The organism is Brevibacillus sp. HB1.1 (assembly GCF_013332445.1).
Taxonomy (GTDB): domain Bacteria; phylum Bacillota; class Bacilli; order Brevibacillales; family Brevibacillaceae; genus Brevibacillus; species Brevibacillus porteri.
Window position 1 is genome coordinate 52,672 of record NZ_JABMIV010000015.1, and the last position, 18,105, is coordinate 70,776.

General features: G+C 49.6%; 14 protein-coding genes. 9 read left to right on the top strand and 5 right to left on the bottom strand.

All coding sequences use genetic code 11. The features are described 5' to 3' along the window. Positions 1-6 precede the first annotated feature (6 nt). The gene (gcvPA, locus tag HPY27_RS27070) at positions 7-1,392 is read right to left on the bottom strand and encodes an aminomethyl-transferring glycine dehydrogenase subunit GcvPA (RefSeq protein WP_174226408.1); all 1,386 of its coding nucleotides are present in this window, start codon (positions 1,390-1,392) and stop codon (positions 7-9) included. Between the two features lie 52 nt (positions 1,393-1,444). Further along, a complete protein-coding gene (locus HPY27_RS27075; protein WP_017246688.1) occupies positions 1,445-2,227 on the bottom strand; it encodes an SDR family NAD(P)-dependent oxidoreductase in 783 nt (260 codons plus the stop codon). A 263-nt stretch (positions 2,228-2,490) separates the two neighbouring features. Here HPY27_RS27075 and HPY27_RS27080 point away from each other — a divergent pair, with 263 nt between their 5' ends. Genes HPY27_RS27080 through HPY27_RS27090 form a run of 3 tightly spaced genes read left to right on the top strand, consistent with a single transcriptional unit; the run spans position 2,491 to position 6,252 of the window. Continuing rightward, a complete protein-coding gene (locus HPY27_RS27080) occupies positions 2,491-4,245 on the top strand; it encodes a sigma-54 interaction domain-containing protein (protein WP_174226409.1) in 1,755 nt (584 codons plus the stop codon). 59 nt (positions 4,246-4,304) lie between these two features. Next, positions 4,305-5,081, top strand: a complete 777-nt coding sequence (locus tag HPY27_RS27085; protein WP_173623449.1) for an arylamine N-acetyltransferase family protein — start codon at positions 4,305-4,307, stop codon at positions 5,079-5,081. A gap of 4 nt (positions 5,082-5,085) precedes the next feature. Further along, on the top strand, positions 5,086-6,252 hold the full coding sequence (locus tag HPY27_RS27090) for an MFS transporter (protein WP_174226410.1): 1,167 nt from the start codon (positions 5,086-5,088) through the stop codon (positions 6,250-6,252). 44 nt (positions 6,253-6,296) lie between these two features. On the opposite strand, the gene HPY27_RS27095 is transcribed toward HPY27_RS27090, so the two are convergent. Beyond that, positions 6,297-7,727, bottom strand: a complete 1,431-nt coding sequence (locus HPY27_RS27095; RefSeq protein WP_174226411.1) for a M56 family metallopeptidase — start codon at positions 7,725-7,727, stop codon at positions 6,297-6,299. Positions 7,728-7,731: 4 nt separating this feature from the next. Next, complete coding sequence (locus HPY27_RS27100) at positions 7,732-8,106, bottom strand: BlaI/MecI/CopY family transcriptional regulator (protein WP_017246683.1); 375 nt, start codon at positions 8,104-8,106, stop codon at positions 7,732-7,734. A gap of 113 nt (positions 8,107-8,219) precedes the next feature. Here HPY27_RS27100 and HPY27_RS27105 point away from each other — a divergent pair, with 113 nt between their 5' ends. Next, entirely contained in the window at positions 8,220-8,888 is a 669-nt protein-coding gene (locus HPY27_RS27105; RefSeq protein WP_217438110.1) for a class I SAM-dependent methyltransferase, read from the top strand. Positions 8,889-8,936: 48 nt separating this feature from the next. Here the strand turns inward: HPY27_RS27105 and HPY27_RS27110 are convergent, their stop codons facing one another. Then, positions 8,937-10,475 carry a hypothetical protein gene (locus HPY27_RS27110; protein ID WP_174226412.1) on the bottom strand — a complete coding sequence of 513 codons (1,539 nt, stop codon included), beginning with the start codon at positions 10,473-10,475 and terminating at the stop codon, positions 8,937-8,939. Between the two features lie 144 nt (positions 10,476-10,619). On the opposite strand from HPY27_RS27110, the gene HPY27_RS27115 reads away from it, so the two are divergent. The 5 genes from HPY27_RS27115 to HPY27_RS27135 all read left to right on the top strand — a co-directional run bounded on the left by HPY27_RS27115 (position 10,620) and on the right by HPY27_RS27135 (position 18,090). Next, on the top strand, positions 10,620-12,023 hold the full coding sequence (locus HPY27_RS27115) for a sigma-54 interaction domain-containing protein (protein WP_174226413.1): 1,404 nt from the start codon (positions 10,620-10,622) through the stop codon (positions 12,021-12,023). A 203-nt stretch (positions 12,024-12,226) separates the two neighbouring features. Next, positions 12,227-13,576 (top strand): 4-aminobutyrate--2-oxoglutarate transaminase, encoded by a 1,350-nt coding sequence (gene gabT, locus HPY27_RS27120; protein ID WP_017246679.1) that lies wholly within the window; start codon positions 12,227-12,229, stop codon positions 13,574-13,576. Positions 13,577-13,602: 26 nt separating this feature from the next. Then, positions 13,603-15,027, top strand: a complete 1,425-nt coding sequence (locus HPY27_RS27125; protein WP_174226414.1) for an aldehyde dehydrogenase family protein — start codon at positions 13,603-13,605, stop codon at positions 15,025-15,027. Positions 15,028-15,288: 261 nt separating this feature from the next. Then, the gene (locus HPY27_RS27130) at positions 15,289-16,743 is read left to right on the top strand and encodes a polysaccharide deacetylase family protein (RefSeq protein ID WP_173623444.1); all 1,455 of its coding nucleotides are present in this window, start codon (positions 15,289-15,291) and stop codon (positions 16,741-16,743) included. A 33-nt stretch (positions 16,744-16,776) separates the two neighbouring features. Further along, positions 16,777-18,090 (top strand): nucleotide sugar dehydrogenase, encoded by a 1,314-nt coding sequence (locus tag HPY27_RS27135; protein WP_174226415.1) that lies wholly within the window; start codon positions 16,777-16,779, stop codon positions 18,088-18,090. Positions 18,091-18,105: the final 15 nt, after the last annotated feature.

Here is an 18,105-nt window from a genome sequence, read left to right on the forward strand (position 1 = left end):
CCGTTTTTACAAAATGCTTGTGATGGCAGCGACGAGCGTATCGATATCCTCCTGGGTATGAACCTCTGTGACGCAGTAGAGCGCACATTGACCCAATTCCGGGTAGTATTCAGTCAAATCAACTCCGCCGAATATTCCTTTGGCGAGAAGAGCAGCGTTGATGTCTTTGACGGTTTTGCCTGTTTGCGAAAAGTCGATCACGAACTCCTTGAAGAAGGGAGCGGCGAATCTGGCCTCGACTCCGGGAATGGAAGAGAGCTGTTTGGCGGCGTATTGGGAGCGCTGCATGATGCCTTGCCCGACTTCTTCCATGCCTACAGGTCCCATCGTCGCTAAGTACACGCCTGCGGTAATGCCCCATAGCGCGGTTTGTGTTCCGACAGACTCTTTGCCTTTTTCACGCTTGGCAAAAGAGGTGCGGTCGTACGCGACGTCCCCGAAGCCGTATTCGCCTTCGACCTCTGTCGGAGCGATTCCGAACAAGCGGGACGGATATTCCATGACGTAGGTCGGATCATCATGCGTCGCGATAAAGCCGGATTGCCCACCGCCGTAATGCATGTGTACGCCAAGCGGCTGCAAATCTCCGCACACGATGTCCGCGCCGTAATTCGCCGGAGATTCCATCACGCCGAGAGAGATGGGATCGACACCGACTACGCAAATGGCACCCGCTGCATGAGCCAAGTCCGCAATCATTTGTCCGTTTACTTCCACGGAGCCGAGGAAGGTCGGGTTTTCGAAGTAAACCGCTGCTGTATCTACACTGAGCTTTGCTTTTAAATCATTCAGGTCAAGACTGCCTGTTTCGTTCTCAAAATCGATCGTGGTGACAGTAAGATCAGGAGACGTATAGTTTTTGATGATCAAGAGCTTGTCGGGATGGATATTTTTCGAGACCAGTAGCTCTGTGCGTTTGGTGATACGTGCTGCCATGCGCAGAGCAGTGGAAGCAGCCTGTGCCCAGTCAAAGGTCGGAACGTTTACGACATCCATATCGACCAGTTCAGCTACGAGGCTTTGGTATTCGAACAACGCCTGAAAGCGCCCCTTGTCTTCGTAAGGCTCTCCAGCATACGCCGTCAGAAACTCCGCGCGGGAGTTGATTTCATCACAGACAGCCGGAACAAAATGCGGCCAGCAGCCTGCACCGAGGAAGCTGATATTTTCTTTTGTGGTTTGGTTTTTGTTCATCAGCTGGTTGACGTGACGCTCCAGCTCGTACTCGGTCAAAGCTTTCGGGATGTTCATTTTTTCTTGTAGGCGCAGCTCCCTGGGAATGTCCGCATAGATATCCTCGATGCTGGAAAAGCCGATTTCGGTAAGCATTTTCTCTTTGACTTCAGGTGCAGAATTCGGAATATACGGGTGGGCATAACGTTGTACGCTCATCTCATGGTTCCTCCATCTCTTCATTGGAATATTCAGTCGCAATAGCGATAAATTAAGCCAAACCGCCGCCGTCGACGACCAGTACGGAACCCGTCACCCAGGATGACAGGTCGCTGGCAAAGAACAGGACAGCATTGGCAATATCTTGCGGAGAACCGAGACGCTCCAGCGGACGTCCTTGGGCGGAGGAGACGAGGAATGCTCCTTCTTCCTTTTCCAGCTGGCGCGCTTCTTCACGCAACAGAGGTGTGTCGGTATCGCCGGGTGACACGCAATTTACACGGATATTTTCCGGACCGTGGTCAATCGCCATTGCCCGCGTCAGGTTGACGACGCCTGCTTTTGCCGCGCAGTAGGCCGCAGCCTTGTCACCGCCCTTGATGCCCCAGCCAGAGCCAGTGTTAATGATGCTGCCTCCGCCTGTTTTTGCCATGACCGGTATGACGAATTTCGAGAGGTTGTAAGCCCCCTTCAAGGAAACATCGACGACCAGATCCCAATCATCTTCTTCCAGCTCGACGACCGTCTTTCTTCTAATCACGCCTGCGTTGTTGAACAAAATATCGATGCGACCGTACGCTTCCTCGATCGCTTGCGTTACTTCGCGACAATCCTGTTGGGAAACGACATTGCATGTAAAATAACGGGCTGACCCGCCCTCCGCTACGATTTCCTGTGCCGCCTTTTCCCCGAGCTCCTCGTTGATATCAAGCAGCATGACGTTTACTCCGAATTGAGCCAGTCGTTTCGCTGTTGCAAGTCCGATACCGGAAGCAGCGCCAGTTACCAAGGCTACCTTTCCTTGCAAATGGAATACCTCGTTCGTGTTTACCATGGTTGATCACTCCCCTTAGATGAAAAGTTAATAATGCAATCACTGTGCCAAGTTTGGAATGGACTCTGTCGAGTAACATGCTCCTTACTTGATCGCCAAAACAGCTGATTTAACGAGGGTCTGACTGTGTTTCGTACCTTCATGGCGATGACAAAAGTGGCAATGAGTTGTCATTATTGGCAAACACCAGTGGTAAAATGTTTGTGAACTATCTAAATATTTCATAAAATAGAGAGCAAGGACAATCAACAGGGAGGATATCCATGGTTTCGTTGGATCTGTGCAAACCAGCCATCGAAAAGGTCATTACTAGCATTTCAGATATATTGAACGTGGATGCCGCGGTGATTAACGAGCGCGGCCTCTTGGTCGTGAGTACGGAGCGCTACTTGAAACAAAAAGGCGAAAATGTGCATGTGCCCTCGATTGAATTCGTGTTGGCAAAAGGTCAGTATGTGGTAGACAAACCCGGCTCTATGGAAATGTGCAAAGGATGCCGTTTTCTCGACAGCTGTCCCGCCAAAGTAGAGCTGCTCTCTTCTATTAAGGTTGCCAATCATGCAATCGGGGTCGTTTCCCTCACATCCTTTACGAAGGAAGGTCAAAATCGCCTATCCAAGCATACAGAGAGATACCAGCAAATCCTGACAGAAGTCAGCGAGATGATTACGGCGATTGTACAGTCTCATGCGACGAGACAGATCGAATCGTCTGATGACTCCATGCGACTGTTGGAGGGAGCGCTGGATACCGTTGCCGATGCGTATTTCACCTTTGACCGGAGTGGCAATGTCATTCACACGAACGCCAGCGCGCGTAGACTGCTGTCCCAGCATGAACTGCTGCCAGCGGAGGTTTCACGGATGCTGCTGCCGTCATTATCCGGGATGGCCGCACATTCCTTGCCGATCGCCAATTGTCTCGTTGACAAGCTGGATGCTCCCACCGAGGCCACGCCGATCATCGTCAACAATCAGCTCATTGGCGGCGTGCTTCGCGTGCAGAGGGGATCGCTTACCGTTCCGCGTTTGCTGGATCATCAAGGGAGCCGATCGTCTGGCAAAGTGGATAGCTTGGCTCAAATCGTAGGAAACAGCGCAGCCATCAAACAGGTCAAAGAAATGGCGATGAAAATCGGTAACAGCAGCTCTACGGTACTAATTACCGGCGAAACAGGGACAGGCAAAGGACATCTGGCAAAAGCGATTCACGAGGCAAGCACACGCGCTTACTACCCGTTTGTCGCGATCAATTGTGCCAGCATTCCGGAAAATTTGTTCGAAAGCGAATTGTTTGGTTACGAGGATGGTGCTTTTACCGGAGCCAAAAAGGGAGGAAAGCCAGGGCGGTTCGAAATGGCAGAGGGAGGTACGCTTTTTCTGGATGAAATCGGCGATATGCCGCTCTCGTTGCAAGCAAAGCTGCTGCGCGTCTTGCAGGAAAAGGTTGTGGAACGCATCGGCAGCACGCGATCGTTTCCTATCAATGTACGAATCATCGCGGCAACGAACCAGAATCTGGAGGAGCTCGTGGAGAAAAAAGCGTTTCGTGCCGATTTGTACTATCGGTTGAACGTCATTCCCATTCACGTCCCTTCACTCGCAGAGCGTAAGGAAGACATCGAGCTCTTGGCCGTTTCATTTATGGAGAAGTACGGAGAGCAAGCAGGACGCACCTTCTTCGGAATAGCACGAGAGGCGATCAACCTGCTCACGCACTATCACTGGCCGGGCAATGTGCGGGAGCTGGAAAACGCCATCGAGTACGCCATGAACATGGAGCAAGACACAGTACTGACTGTCGACAGCTTGCCTCCGCGCCTTCGTGCTCGTCCTCTAATGGCTCCTTCAGATTCAGGTCCAGCTATCAAAGCAAGGGTCGCCGATGCACAAGCGGAGGCAATTCGCGCTTCGTTGCAAAAGCACGGCAGTGATTTGAAAGGAAAGCAGCGGGTGGCTGAAGAACTGGGGATTGGGCTACGCACCTTGTATCGGAAGCTAAAGCTGCTCGGTATATAAGGAAATCGAGCTGGAGCCTGGCGTATACTTGAGGGAGAGCCTATTTAGGGGGAAGAAGCATGAGTGAGCTAAATGCCTTATTTCGGAAAAGAATCGGCATGCCAGAAAATGAAACGATTACCTTCGATACATTGGATCGCCTCCTTGATCTGACAGCATTGGCGATTCCTTTTGAAAACCTGTGCGTTGTGGATGAGCGAACAAGGGTAATCTCTAGACAGTCCATCATGGAGAAGATATTGGTCAGAAACGAAGGCGGTCTTTGCTACGAACTCAATCCGATGCTGTATTTCTTCTTGCTGGAAAATGGATTTGACGCCCATCTGATTCGTGGAGTTGTATACAGACAGAACGTTGGCGAGTATTACACGATTGGTCGAACGCATGCCACGATTTTGCTTACCTATGAGGGGCAAACGTATTTGCTCGACACGGGTTTTGGTTCGAACCTGCCGTTGAAGCCTGTCCCGTTAACCGGGGAGACCGTCTCTTCGCGCAATGGTGAGTTTCGGATCAAGAAAGAGCAGACGGAGTATGGCGATTATGTACTCGAAATGAAGCTGCGACACAAGGATACGGACTGGAGGATCGGCTATACGTTTGATTCGCAGAAGCTGGTGACGGATGTAACGGAATTAAACGAGATTCAGACGATTATCGCTGACCATGAACAGTCTCCCTTCAACAAAAGCCCTTTGCTTACGCAGCTTACAGAGAGAGGCAATGTTACGTTGACGAATACGTCCTTTACACAGTGGGTGGATGGAGTCGTTACCAAAGAGGAAATCGACAACGCGAGATTCAAAGAGCTGGCGAAACAGCATTTTGGGTTGTAACAGCATGAATAACGTATGGCTGCTTAGTTTCGTCAGTTTTTTCACAGACATGGGTACATACATGGTTACCCCGTTAATTCCGATCTTTCTTGCCTCTTCGGGTCCTATGATTATTGGGGTGATCGATGGGGTTTCCGAGGCTCTGACCAGTCTGCTCAAGTTCGTTTCAGGTTATGTTTCCGATCGTTCCAAGAAACGAAAATCGTTAGCCATACTGGGGTATGGACTATCCGGGATCGGTAGGATATTCCTCGTAATAGCCAGTTCATGGGTAGGTGTTTTTGTCTGGAAGCTGATCGATCGTACGGGTAAGGGAATACGAACGGCTCCGCGCGATGCGATCATCTCGGAAGCAGGAGGAAAACGAAAGCAAGGACGCTCATTTGGCTTGCATCAAATGATGGATATGCTCGGGGCGGCGATTGGAATCGGCATAGCGTATCTCTTATTAACGATGGATGGAAATAAAGATTTCCACAGTGTTTTCTTGTATTCAATGATTCCGGTCGGCATTGGCTTCTGCTTGCTCTTTGCCATCAAGGAAAAGCGGGAAAATACGAAGGTGATTTCGCGTGAACCGAAAGCAAAACCGAGCTGGAAGAAGTTAAATCGTGAGACCAAGCAATTGCTTCTGATCATTATGCTGTTTACTGTTGCGAATTCGTCCAATTCTTTTTTATTGCTGCGAGCAACTGATCTCGGGATTTCTGCTACGAGTGTATTGTTGCTGTATTTAGTCCTTCATTTGGTTGCTTCGCTGTTTTCCTACACATCAGGTGCCATTTCCGATCGATTCGGACACAAGGTCATTCTAACTGTTGGCTATATCCTATACGGATTCGTATATATTGGATTTGGAATGGTGAGTTCGGTAACAGGCTTATGGTTGCTATTCATTCTGTATGGTTTTTATATCGCGTTGACGAAGGGCATAGAGAAGTCATTGGTAGCGTCCTCCGCACCGAAAGATTTGAAAGCAACATCACTGGGCATGTACTCGATGGTTACAGGAATCGGTTTGTTGCCCGCATCCCTTCTTACCGGTTGGGTATGGCAAGAGTTTGGCGCGGCTACCTCTTTTTATCTGAACGGTTGTATTGCTTTGGTGACTGCACTTATCCTGTACAAGGTGCTTTCAGGTAACAAACGAGATTTGTCTACGAATGAATAAGCGTAACAAGTTAGGCCACAGATATTTTTTCTGTGGCCTCGTTTTTATTCTTTTGCTTCAATGTCTACCAACAGCTTCGCCGGATCAACGGGTGTACCATTTTCGAGAATCTGGAAAGCAAGATGCGGTCCCGTGCTACGTCCCGTACTTCCTAACAGACCAATGAGCTGGCCTTGGGTCACAGTAGCTCCAGCGGTGACCTCCAGCTTTTCCAAATGAGAGTAAACCGTTTGATACCCGCCATCATGCTCCAGAATGACCTGGTTGCCTTTCCCTGTTTTTGAATCGTATTCAGCCTTGAGTACCTTACCGGCCGCTGCTGCTTTTACTGGAGTGTTCAGGTTGTTGATGATGGAGAGGCTGGTTTGATCGGGTGCGCTTCTCGTTTCCCCTTCTGCTGGTACAGAGAAGGTGACCTCGTTCCCGAGCACTGTTTTTGCATCGGTCAAAGTGAAGATGCCTAAAGCCAAGACGACGACGATACCAGATAGCGTCCACGTATACGCTCGTTTTTGAAAGTGACGAATCATTTCTATTCTCCTTTTCACCTGTTTTTTGGAGCTGGAGAACCCGGCTGTGAAGCGAATCTGTTTGGGACAGGCATACAGCTCGAGCATTTTGATCATGGTGTATCCGTAGCGAGGTACCTCTGTCTCCTGCAAATAAGTCAAAGCCAAGGCATCACAAGCCATTTCCTGATCCTGACGCATGCGGGAAGCAGCATACCATAACAGCGGGTTGAACCAGTTGAGGATCAGAAGCACGCTCATGATGCTGTTCACAGGAATATCTCGTCTTTTCCAATGCGCCAGCTCATGCAAAAAAATGTGGCGCAGCTCATGCTCGTTGAGCTTGTCCAAAAGATTTTCCGGCAGCCAGATTTGCGGTCGCCAGATTCCCATCAAGGCAGGGCTTGTCATTTGATGACTCATGCGCAGGGGAATGGATTTGGTGATGCCCATTTGTTTTTGGCATTGGGAAAAGACGCGCAAAATAGCTTCATCCTGTACGAACACATCGTTTTTTAGCTGAGAGAGCAATCGGTATGCACTGCGAGTCATGGTGATAGCGAAAATGGCGACACCGCCGATCCAGATGAGGGAAAGCAGGCTGATCCAGGAAAAGCTCGCTTCGTTTGCTAGAGAGGCATCTGGCTGGAGGGCAAATTCATGCGGATGCAAAGCCTCTGTAGTGAGAACAATCGGTTCCGTAGGCGGGTGCGTTTCCTGTATGGATGTCCACGTGGAAGTAGGCAGCCAGTTATACAAACTGATCGTGCTGTCTATGGACCAAGGAACCGCGAGCTTCCAGAGAAGCAGGAACCATACGGCATGGTGCCAGCGGATGGGGAAATGCTTTTTGCCGAGCTGCTGGCAGAGCAAGATCAAGAGCACGAGTAGACTGGCTTCGATGGAGTTAGACAGTGTCCACGTAAATGCTTGATTGAGGGTGAGTGTGAGCCATTGCCAATCCACCAGCTTATTTCTCCTTTTCGGAAAGGATTTTTTTTAGCTCGTCAATCTCTTGGGAGGAGAGCTTTTCTTCTTTTAAAAAGTGAACCAGCATGGGCTTTAAGGCTCCGCCGTACACGCGCTGCAAAAAGGATTGGCGCTCTTGGCGCTTGCATTCTTCCTCAGTGAGCACAGGAGAGTAATAGTAGACGCGATTGACCTGCTCATAGGTGAGAATACCCTTTTGCAACAAGCGGCTGAGCAAGGTTTTGATTGTGTTGTCTTTCCACGTCTTGTTGTCTCGCAGAGTGTGGATGACATCGGCTGCTGTAGCGGGGGACTTTGCCCAGATGACCTTCATAATCTCCCACTCGGCATCCGAGATTCGCGGTTGCTCGTCCAAGTAAGACACCTCCGTCGATTACATTTGTAGTCGTTGTTTCTTTTTTTAAGATTACACATGTAGTCAACAGGTGTCAACTATCATTTTTGTAAATCCGTTCCAGATGACCGTGATTGGAAGATGACAAGCGAATTGGTACACTGAAGAAAAAGCGGATAAAGGCTGTGATAAGCATGAATCTGGCAGAGCTGTTTGGCGATATTGATATTTACTTGTTTGATCAGTTGTTAAAGGGACGGGTTACGAAGGAAATGCAGATACTCGATGCTGGCTGCGGCTCGGGACGGAATTTGGTCTACTTTTTGCGAAATGGCTATACGGTGTATGCGGTTGACCAATCGGCAAAAGCTATCGAGGCTGTACAGCAAATGGCATCGCAACTGGCGCCGAACTGGTCAGCGGAGCGTGCTCGTGTGGAACCGATTGAGAGCATGAGCTTTGAAAACGAAAGCTTCGATTTCATCATCAGTAATGCCGTTCTCCATTTTGCTGAAAACGAAGAGCATTTTCATCAGATGCTAGAGGAGCTGTGGCGGGTACTGAAGCCAGGAGGCACTCTATTCATGCGTCTTGCTTCCTCGATCGGGATTGAGGATGCTGTACAGCCACTAGGGAACGAACGTTATTTGTTGCCAGACGGAAGCACCCGTTTTCTCGTAAATGAACGGACGATGGTGGGCATGACGGAAAAACGGCAAGGCGTGTTCCTGGAGCCAATCAAAACGGTGAATGTAGCTGGACAGCGTTGCATGAGTACGTGGGTCATCAAAAAGAATGCCTAAGCACGAGAAGCCGCCTTCCTATAGGAGAGGCGGCTTCTTTTTTCTCACTCAAAAATCACGTGTCTGATCAAAAATAGCAAAAAGCTCGTCCACATCTACTTCCACACCCGTAGTAACTAAATTCTGTTTTGCCGACTGAAGCAGTTCATCGAGCACAACGAAAATTTCTTCTCGCTCAACTGTTTCGATAAAGCCAGTCCGGCGATCCATTTTGTTGAAAGTCTCTGTGTACTCTTTGACCCATGCACGCAAAGCAGTTTGTATTTCTTCCGCAGTCGTCGCGTCTTCGTTGCTCTGTTTTTCAAGCGCACTGATCGCGGTGTTCATTTTTTTATAGAGACTGGCGGCCTTGTTGGCGTTGGTTGTTGAGATGTGCTCCCTGCCATCCCAATCGCGAAACGGATTGGTCAAATTATTGGCCAGCCATTCGGGTTTGCGCGGCTTGGTAATGGACAAATCCAGCCCATTTTTTACTTCTTTTTTGTAGGCGGCTTTAATGGTCTTGGCCGCTTCTGCTGGGAGGCTTGTCATCCAGAGACTGGAGAGCTTGGGACATTGATCTGGCAAAGGGAACTCGTCCCCTGTGAAGCCAAACAGATCGTAGGTCGTAAACGTCAGTAGCTCCTTCAAGTGCTTGATACTGCCCAGATTACTGAGGGTACCGGGCTTGCCCCACAGACGGAGGTTCTGAAGCGAGGGATACCGTTGGACGAGTGGCTGTAAGTCCAGCTCCGGCACATCGCGCAGATTGAGTCCTCCTAGCTGGTCGAGTCCGCGGTGAAGCGGTAGCGAATCTGAGAATGAGGCGGTCAGCCAATATCCATCCTGTTCGGCTTCTATGAGTAGGTTCGGTGAAAGAGACTTACCCAGTATGAGCTCTCTTAGACAATCGTTCAGATGCAGTGACTCCAGCCCGTCCGCGTTTTGGACAGAGAGTTTACTGAGATGGCTTCCTATCAGATCTAGAGAGGAGCCGTTGGCTTTTTCCAGGTGAAGCTCCAGAATAAAAGGATTGCTTTTGACAAAGGCAAGTAAGGAATCGGTGGGCTCCTCTGCGTAGATTCTTGTCAGGCAAGGGAGCTTTTCCAATTCAGAGATGTCCGTCAGGCTTCGCAGGATGTCAGCATGAATGACGTTGTTAGATCTACGCAGGCTCTTCCCGCCCAGCGAAATCATTTTGTCATCATTTGCGGCCTGTTTAAACTGCTGGCGACGCTCCTCAGGAATTTGATTCCATTTGTGTTGACGGTAAAAGCTCCCTCCGACATCCCAACTGCCGTAACTCTTTGTCTCTTCTGTCACGAGAGGTGGTACATTCCCTACTTTTATGTAGCCTTTGGGCACCGCTGGATCAACATAGATGTGATCGAGCTTGTTGTTCCAGAAGAAGTAGTCGCAATATAAGGGCTTCATCTGGTGCAGCTCTGATTCATCAGGCAGTGTATCGCTGCTCCAGTCCAGCTCGAGGATACTGATGAGGTTGGATTTGCTCGTGTCAGGCTCTTTTATCGATGTGACCTGGCAAGCTGTGTACTTTTGCAGCTTCTCGACAAAAACACAGTAGATGTCTCCGACTGTGGGTGTCATTCCTACCATCCTTTCCATCTCGCAGGGCTTGTTATTATCGCTATTTTTACATATTTTTCATAGGTTGTCGTTGTTCTTGCTGTTTTCTATAATGAAAAAATAAACATAGATCGGACACAACGGCGTGTGAGAGGCGGCGAAGAGATGATGAGAGAAGAGAGCACACAGAAGTGGATGAGCCGCGTATTGGAGGCCATTGTTGAAACGTCTCGCGATCATTTGTTAATCACGGATCATGAGGGCTACATCCGGCTGGTTGGCGATTCGTCGTATGAAATATACGGCATCGGGAAGGATGAGCTCTTGGGCAAAAACGTCATCGAGCTGGAAAAAAAGAAAGTTTTTTCTCCATCTGTCACGCGAAAAGTCATGGATGCCAAGACGCCGCAGACGATCATGCAGGAAATACCCGGGGGTCGAAAGCTGATGGTGATGGCTTTTCCCGTCTGGAACGAGGATGGCAGCATGCATTCGATCATCAGTTATTCCCATGACCTGACTGAAATTATGGAATTGAAACGGCGCTACGAGGGTCTGACAGAGCAGCTCAAGCAGTTTGAAACCGAGATTGAGGAGCTGCGCGAAAAGCACCAGGATGGCTTCGTGGCAGTGAGTCAGCCGATGCAAGCCATTGAGCGTCTCATCAAAAAAGTCGCGGCTGTTGATTCGACGGTCCTGATACTCGGGGAATCGGGTGTTGGGAAAAATGTGATCGCGAAAGAAATTCATCGCAGTAGCCGTCGTTCGGGTGGGCAGTTCGTGGAGATCAACTGTGGCTCGATCCCGGAGGGCTTGCTGGAATCGGAGCTGTTTGGTTATGAGGCTGGTTCGTTTACAGGGGCCGCCAAGCAGGGCAAGCAAGGGATTATCGAGATGGCGAATCAAGGGACCCTCCTCTTGGACGAGCTGGGGGAACTGCCGCTGACTTTGCAGGCCAAGCTGTTGAAGGTGATTCAGGAAAAACGGTTGCAACGCGTTGGTAGCACACAGTACCGCGACGTGGATTTTCGTTTGATTGCCGCCACCAATCGCGATTTAGAAAAGATGGTGAAGGAAGGAAAGTTCCGGCAAGACCTGTATTTTCGCCTGAATGTTGTCCCAATCCACGTCCCGCCGTTACGAAATCGGCCAGAGGATATCGCGGCTCTCCTGAAGCGCGTCGTGCGCTCGCTCAATGAACGATATGGAATGGACAAGCGTCTGGACCCTGCGGTGACACATGCCTTGATGCAGTACGAGTGGCCCGGCAATGTGCGCGAGCTGGAGAACGTCTTGGAGAGAATGGTGGTCACTGCGGACGAAGATGTGATCACTTCCCAGCATCTGCCCGCGGAAATCAGGTTGGCAGGGGAAGAGCAGGCAGCCATGGAGCCGAGTCTGGCTACTTCCAAGATGTCGCTTCGGGAAGCACTAGAGCAGGTAGAGGAAAAATGGCTGCGCTATGCATCCGAGCATTGTCGGACCACGGGGGAAATCGCGGAGTTTCTCGGAATTAGCCAGCCCTCTGTCGTGCGGAAGCTGCAAAAATATCGGATTCGTTCCAGGTGATTCAAAAATGAATAGTTTATTCAAAAATGAATCGAACATTCTGGTGTTTTCGATTCATTTTTGAATAATTTGATGTGACCATAGTGCCAGAAACGCGATTTCATCAAGCTCTGGCGTTTGGCATAGGTATTGCTACATATCGTGGTTGAGTTTACAAGCAAGCCATCCAACTAATACCATCTCGAACGAGGAGAGGAAACGATATGTCCAAACAACGTCAATTTGTAAACGTAGCTGCTGGTGTGCCAGGTCCAAAGGGAGCGGCCTTGATTGAAAAAAGAAAGCAGTTCGTTCCAAAAGGTGTCGGCAACAATACCCCTGTTTTTGTAGAGTCAGCTTCAGGTGCATTGGTTACGGATGTAGATGGCAATACGTACATCGATTTTGCCGGAGCGATCGGTACATTGAATGCCGGACACTGCCCACCGGAAGTAGTTGAGGCACTAAAAGCGCAGCTGGACAAATACATTCATCCTTGCTTCCATGTAGGGATGTATGAGCCATATGTGGCCTTGGCTGAGAAGCTGACGGAAATCACGCCAGGCAGCTTTGAAAAGAAGACGATGCTCGCAAACAGCGGGGCAGAAGCAGTAGAGAACGCGGTGAAAATCGCCCGCAAATACACAGGACGCCCAGGCATCATTTCCTTTAGCCGTGGCTTCCATGGTCGTACGCTTCTGGGCATGTCACTGACATCCAAGGTGAAGCCGTACAAATTCCAGATGGGTCCATTCGCTCCAGCTACGTATAAAGCGCAATTCCCGTATCCATTGAACAAGCCGGAATCCATGACAGATGATGAATACGCGCAATTTTGCGTGCGTCAGTTCGAGGACTTCCTCTTGACTGAGGTTGCACCGGAAGAAGTAGCTGCCGTGATTATGGAACCGATTCAGGGAGAAGGCGGCTTTATCGTCCCGCCTGTGTCCTTCGTTCAAGGTGTCTATCACATTTGTAAAAAGCATCAAATCCTATTTATTTCTGATGAGATTCAAACAGGCTTCGGTCGCACTGGCGCCATGTTTGCCTCTACCCATTTCGGTATCGAGCCAGATATCATCACCATGTCCAAATCAATCGCGGCAGGCTTGCCTATTTCTGCGGTTACAGGACGTGCAGAAATCATGGACGCGCCAAACCCAGGTGAGATCGGCGGTACCTATGGAGGAAGTCCGCTTGGCTGCGTAGCGGCATTGGCAGTTATTGAGAAAATGGAGCGCGAAGACCTGTCTGGTCGTGCGCAGGTGATCGGGGACAAAATCAAGGCGCATTTCCACGCGTTGCAAAAAGAGTTCCCTGTGATCGCAGAGGTGCGCGGATTGGGTGCGATGTGCGCTGTAGAATTTATCGATCCAACAACCAAACAACCAGCGAAAGAGCTCGTTGCTGGCTTGACCAAAGGCTGCTACGAGTCTGGCGTCATCGTGCTTTCTGCTGGCGTCCACAGCAACGTGCTGCGCTTCCTGTCTCCACTGGTTATTACAGATGAGCAACTGGAAGAGGCACTGGACATTATGACGGATGTTCTGAAAAGCCAATACGTGACGAACTAAAACGCCCGAGGGGGTTCTCCATACTCATGAAAAAGCATCTCTACATCAACGGACAATGGAAAGAAGCAAAAGAATACGCACCACTCTACTCCCCGTATTCTGGGGAGCTGGTGGCTGAAATCGCTCAGGCAGACGATCATGACGTCGACGAGGCAATTAAGGCGGCCAAAGCAACAACCAAAGTCATGGCAAAAATGCCAGCCAATCAGCGTGCTTTGATACTGGAGAAGGCCGCTGCGATTATGGAAGCACGCAAAGAGGAACTGGCGGTCATCCTCGCACAAGAAGCCGCCAAGCCACTTCGCACAGGTCGTGTAGAAATTGCCCGGACGATTCAGACCTACAAGTTCGCAGCAGAAGAAACGAAGCGTATCCACGGAGAGACGGTGCCGCTCGATGCAGCACCGGGTGGTGAAGGACGTCTTGCTTTTACGGTACGCAAGCCGATCGGCGTAGTCGGCGCGATCACGCCTTTTAACTTTCCATTCAATCTCGTAGCACACAAGGTCGGGCCTGCCATTGCCGCAGGAAATACCGTTGTACTGAAGCCAGCAAGTCAGACGCCGCTTAGCTCGCTGATCCTGGCCGATATTTTCGCGGAGGCGGGCTTGCCTGCAGGAGCGCTCAATATTTTGCCTGGAAAAGGCGCGGTCGTTGGCGAAAGGCTGGTCAGTGACAGTCGAATTGCCGCGATTACATTTACTGGAAGTCCTGCGGTTGGAATCGCGATGAAAAACAAAGCGGGACTCAAGCGTGTAACCTTGGAGCTTGGCTCCAACTCTGCAGTAATCATCGACCACAACGTGGAAATCACGCAAGCGTTGATTGATCGTTGCGTGACGGGTGCCTTCTCCTTTAGTGGTCAAGTGTGTATCTCACTGCAACGCGTTTATATTCACCAGAGCAAGTACGAAGAGTTCCTGGAGAAGTTTAAGGCTGGCACAGAAAAGCTCGTGCTGGGTGATCCGCTGAACGAAGAGACAGACATGTCCTCTGTGATTTCCGCCAAGGATCATGAACGCATGGGAGCATGGGTACAGGAAGCTGTAGAAGCAGGCGCACATGTAGTGACTGGTGGGAAGCCTGTTAGTGACAAGCTCTTTGCCCCAACGATTCTGACCAATGTAGGCGCACATGTTGCCGTCTCCTGCCAAGAGGTATTCGGTCCAATCGTAGTCGTTACACCGTTTGAGACGATGGACGAAGCGATTGAGGCGGTAAATGACTCCCGATTCGGCTTGCAGGCTGGCATCTATACGAGTGACATTCACGCGGCTATGCGCGCAGCGGAAGAGCTGGAGGTCGGGGGCGTGATGATCAACGACATTCCGACGTTCCGCGTGGACAACATGCCGTATGGCGGGGTAAAAGACAGTGGCTTTGGCCGCGAGGGGATCAAGTATGCGGTCGAGGAATTAACGGAACTAAAATTAATTGCGATCAAACTGTAACAGCGAATGACGGGCCTGATGAGGCTCGTCTTTTTTCGTTAATGGCGTCCTGTAGGAAATTCAAATTTTTTCCATAAAGTGTCATAATTGAAACCGTTTCATATAGTTGTTTGGCATAGGTAGTTATGTTAGTCTAGCGTATAGAGGCAGACTATGTTCATTTCTGTGCAAAAAGTGTTTGATTACACTTACTTGTTACGCAGATGAAATAGTCGTTTTTTTATGCGTAAAGGGCATTTCTTACACGAAAAGGGGACAATCATGATTAGTTATAAGAAAGGGGTCAGTGGGTTCCGATTCTTTCACTGGATCTCCCTTGTCGCGATATTGGCATTGTTGGCAGGCTGTTCACCGTTTCAGGGGAGTGACAGCAGCACAGATAACAACTTACAGCCAGTCAAACCTGAAAAAATCGAGCGATACCAAGGGGAGAAGAGCAAGGGCGTGTCCATGGTCTACACGACGCAAAGACAGCTTGCTCTTACTTTTAATGGGATGGCAGATAAAGACACGATGAAAAGACTGCTGGATGAACTGGATAAGTACCACATCAAAGCAGCTTTTTTCTTGCCAGGCATGAGGGTAGCGGAAGAGCCGGACATTGCGCGACAAATTGTCGCCAGAGGTCACGATATTGAAAACAACACGTTGAACCAGTCAGATTTGCAGGGTCAATCTTACGAGAAAATGTACGAAGATATCAAATTGGCTAATGAGGTCATCAAAAGAGAGACCGACAAGACACCGCGATATATCAGAACGAAGTCGGGCGATTACTCCGACGATCTTCGATTGGTAGCTGCTCACAATGGACAAGAAGCGGTCGTGTCCTCCAGTTTGTTTCTGCACAATTGGCAAAAAGAGACGGAGGAGCAAAAAAATCATTACTTAAGAAAATACATGAATCGCGGCGGCATCATCGCGATGGACACAGAGGAGAACAAGTCTGTCGTAGAAAACATCCGGTTACTGGCAGAGGCAGCTACTGATGTCGGTTATAGATTCGTCCCATTGCACGAGTTGATTGCACAAGGCGGGGAGCGAAAGCCGCTGCAAGAAATACCGGGTTTTGATGCAGCAAAAATGAATGCGGCCTATCACGAGTCCAAGCCAAATCTCATCTATCGAAAAGAAACGGACAAGAAGATGGTCGCCCTGTCCTTCGATGATTGGGGTACGGATCAAACAGTTACGAAGATTCTCGATATCCTGGACAAAAAAGGAGTAAAGGCTTCGTTTTTCCTTCGCGCAGATGGTGTAGAGCGAAATCCAAACTTGGCGAGAGCGATTGCGGAAGCGGGACACGATGTAGCCAACCACACCTATTCTCATCCGGTGAATACCAAAATTGCGCCGGAAGAATTGCAAAAAGAGATTGTCAAAGCCCATCAGATTATTACCGAAGCGATTCAGCAGAAGCCGACGATGTATTTCAGACCACCAACTGGGGCGTTTGACGAACAGACACTCAAGGCGATTGCAGCGACGGGCTACGAGGACATTACGATTTATGATGTGACGCCGTCCGATTACGACAAGAAACGGAGTGCGGACGATATCGTCAAAGCAATTATGGAGCAGACGCGGAGCGGAAGCGTGATTCTGCTGCACATGCTCGATGACATTCACACAATCGAGGCGCTACCAACCGTAATTGACCAGCTTAGAAGCAAAGGATACACGCTTGTACCCATGACAGAGATGTTTGGCCAATAAAGCCAAAATAGAACAGGGAGAGGGAGCCGGCTTATGAATTTGTACGAAGGGATTGTGGAGAGGGAAGAAAAAATTGCTGTCGTCGGTCTTGGGTACGTAGGCTTACCGATTGCGATGGCACTGTCCAAACGTACTTCTGTGATTGGATTCGATGTAAACCAAGAGAAAGTAGCAGCCTATCAAAAGGGAAACTTTCATGATGCTGACGTGGATCAGGAGCTGACGAGTGACGCTACTATCGAATTCACTTTAGATGAAAATAGATTGCAGGAAGCGCGATTTTTTATCGTGGCAGTGCCTACCCCGGTCAAAAGTGGGAATGTCCCCGACCTGAAATATGTAGAAAGCGCATCCCGCATGGTGGGCAGACAGTTGAGAAAAGGGGCAATCGTCGTATTTGAATCGACGGTTTATCCTGGGGCAACCGAAGATGTTTGCTTGCCAATCCTGGAGGCGGAATCCGGCTTGCGTTGTGGCATAGACTTCAAGATCGGCTATTCACCTGAACGCATTAACCCGGGAGACAAGGTAAATCGCTTGGAAAACATCGTCAAGATCGTATCGGGGATGGATGAAGAAACACTGGGAATCGTAGCAAGTGTCTACGAGCTCGTGATCCAGGCAGGCGTTTATCGAGCAGAAAGCATCAAGGTAGCAGAAGCCGCAAAAGTCATTGAAAATGCGCAACGGGATGTCAATATTGCGTTTATGAATGAGCTGGCGATGCTGTTCAATCAGATGGATATTCCGACAAAAGCAGTATTGCAAGCGGCAGGAACCAAGTGGAACTTCCTCCCTTTTTCACCGGGCTTGGTCGGCGGGCATTGCATCGGTATCGATCCTTACTATTTAACGTACAAAGCAGAAGACAGCGGCTATCGCTCCCGCATTATTTTGGCGGCCAGACACATTAACGATGGCATGGGGAAATATGTCGCCCAACAAATCATTAAAATGGCTGTTCGCTCGAAGCTCGACCTCAAGGATGTGCGGATTGGCATACTCGGACTGTCTTACAAAGAGGATTGTGCGGATATCAGAAACACCAAGGTGACGGATATCATTGAGGAACTGAGAGAGTACGGGATCAACCCACTGGTCGTAGATCCGATTGTGAATCCTCGGGAGGCATACGAGGAATACGGCATCGAGCTGTCAGAGATGAAGGCTCTCCACGACTTGGACATTGTGGTTGTAGCGGTACCACATGCTCCCTTTGCCCAGATGGAAGTCGCTGATTATGCCGCGATGTACGGCAAGAATGAAGCAAAAATCATGATTGATATAAAAGAGACTTATTCCAAAGCTGACTTTGAAAACAGTGGATTTCATTACTGGAGCTTGTAGGCAGTGGAGGGGAGA

Bases quoted from the DNA above. Each gene is read 5' to 3' on its own strand.
- gcvPA (WP_174226408.1), bottom strand. From the start codon at position 1,392: ATGAGCGTACAACGTTATGCCCACCCGTATATTCCGAATTCTGCACCT.
- HPY27_RS27075 (WP_017246688.1), bottom strand. From the start codon at position 2,227: ATGGTAAACACGAACGAGGTATTCCATTTGCAAGGAAAGGTAGCCTTG.
- HPY27_RS27080 (WP_174226409.1), top strand. From the start codon at position 2,491: ATGGTTTCGTTGGATCTGTGCAAACCAGCCATCGAAAAGGTCATTACT.
- HPY27_RS27085 (WP_173623449.1), top strand. From the start codon at position 4,305: ATGAGTGAGCTAAATGCCTTATTTCGGAAAAGAATCGGCATGCCAGAA.
- HPY27_RS27090 (WP_174226410.1), top strand. From the start codon at position 5,086: ATGAATAACGTATGGCTGCTTAGTTTCGTCAGTTTTTTCACAGACATG.
- HPY27_RS27110 (WP_174226412.1), bottom strand. From the start codon at position 10,475: ATGACACCCACAGTCGGAGACATCTACTGTGTTTTTGTCGAGAAGCTG.
- HPY27_RS27115 (WP_174226413.1), top strand. From the start codon at position 10,620: ATGATGAGAGAAGAGAGCACACAGAAGTGGATGAGCCGCGTATTGGAG.
- gabT (WP_017246679.1), top strand. From the start codon at position 12,227: ATGTCCAAACAACGTCAATTTGTAAACGTAGCTGCTGGTGTGCCAGGT.
- HPY27_RS27125 (WP_174226414.1), top strand. From the start codon at position 13,603: ATGAAAAAGCATCTCTACATCAACGGACAATGGAAAGAAGCAAAAGAA.
- HPY27_RS27130 (WP_173623444.1), top strand. From the start codon at position 15,289: ATGATTAGTTATAAGAAAGGGGTCAGTGGGTTCCGATTCTTTCACTGG.
- HPY27_RS27135 (WP_174226415.1), top strand. From the start codon at position 16,777: ATGAATTTGTACGAAGGGATTGTGGAGAGGGAAGAAAAAATTGCTGTC.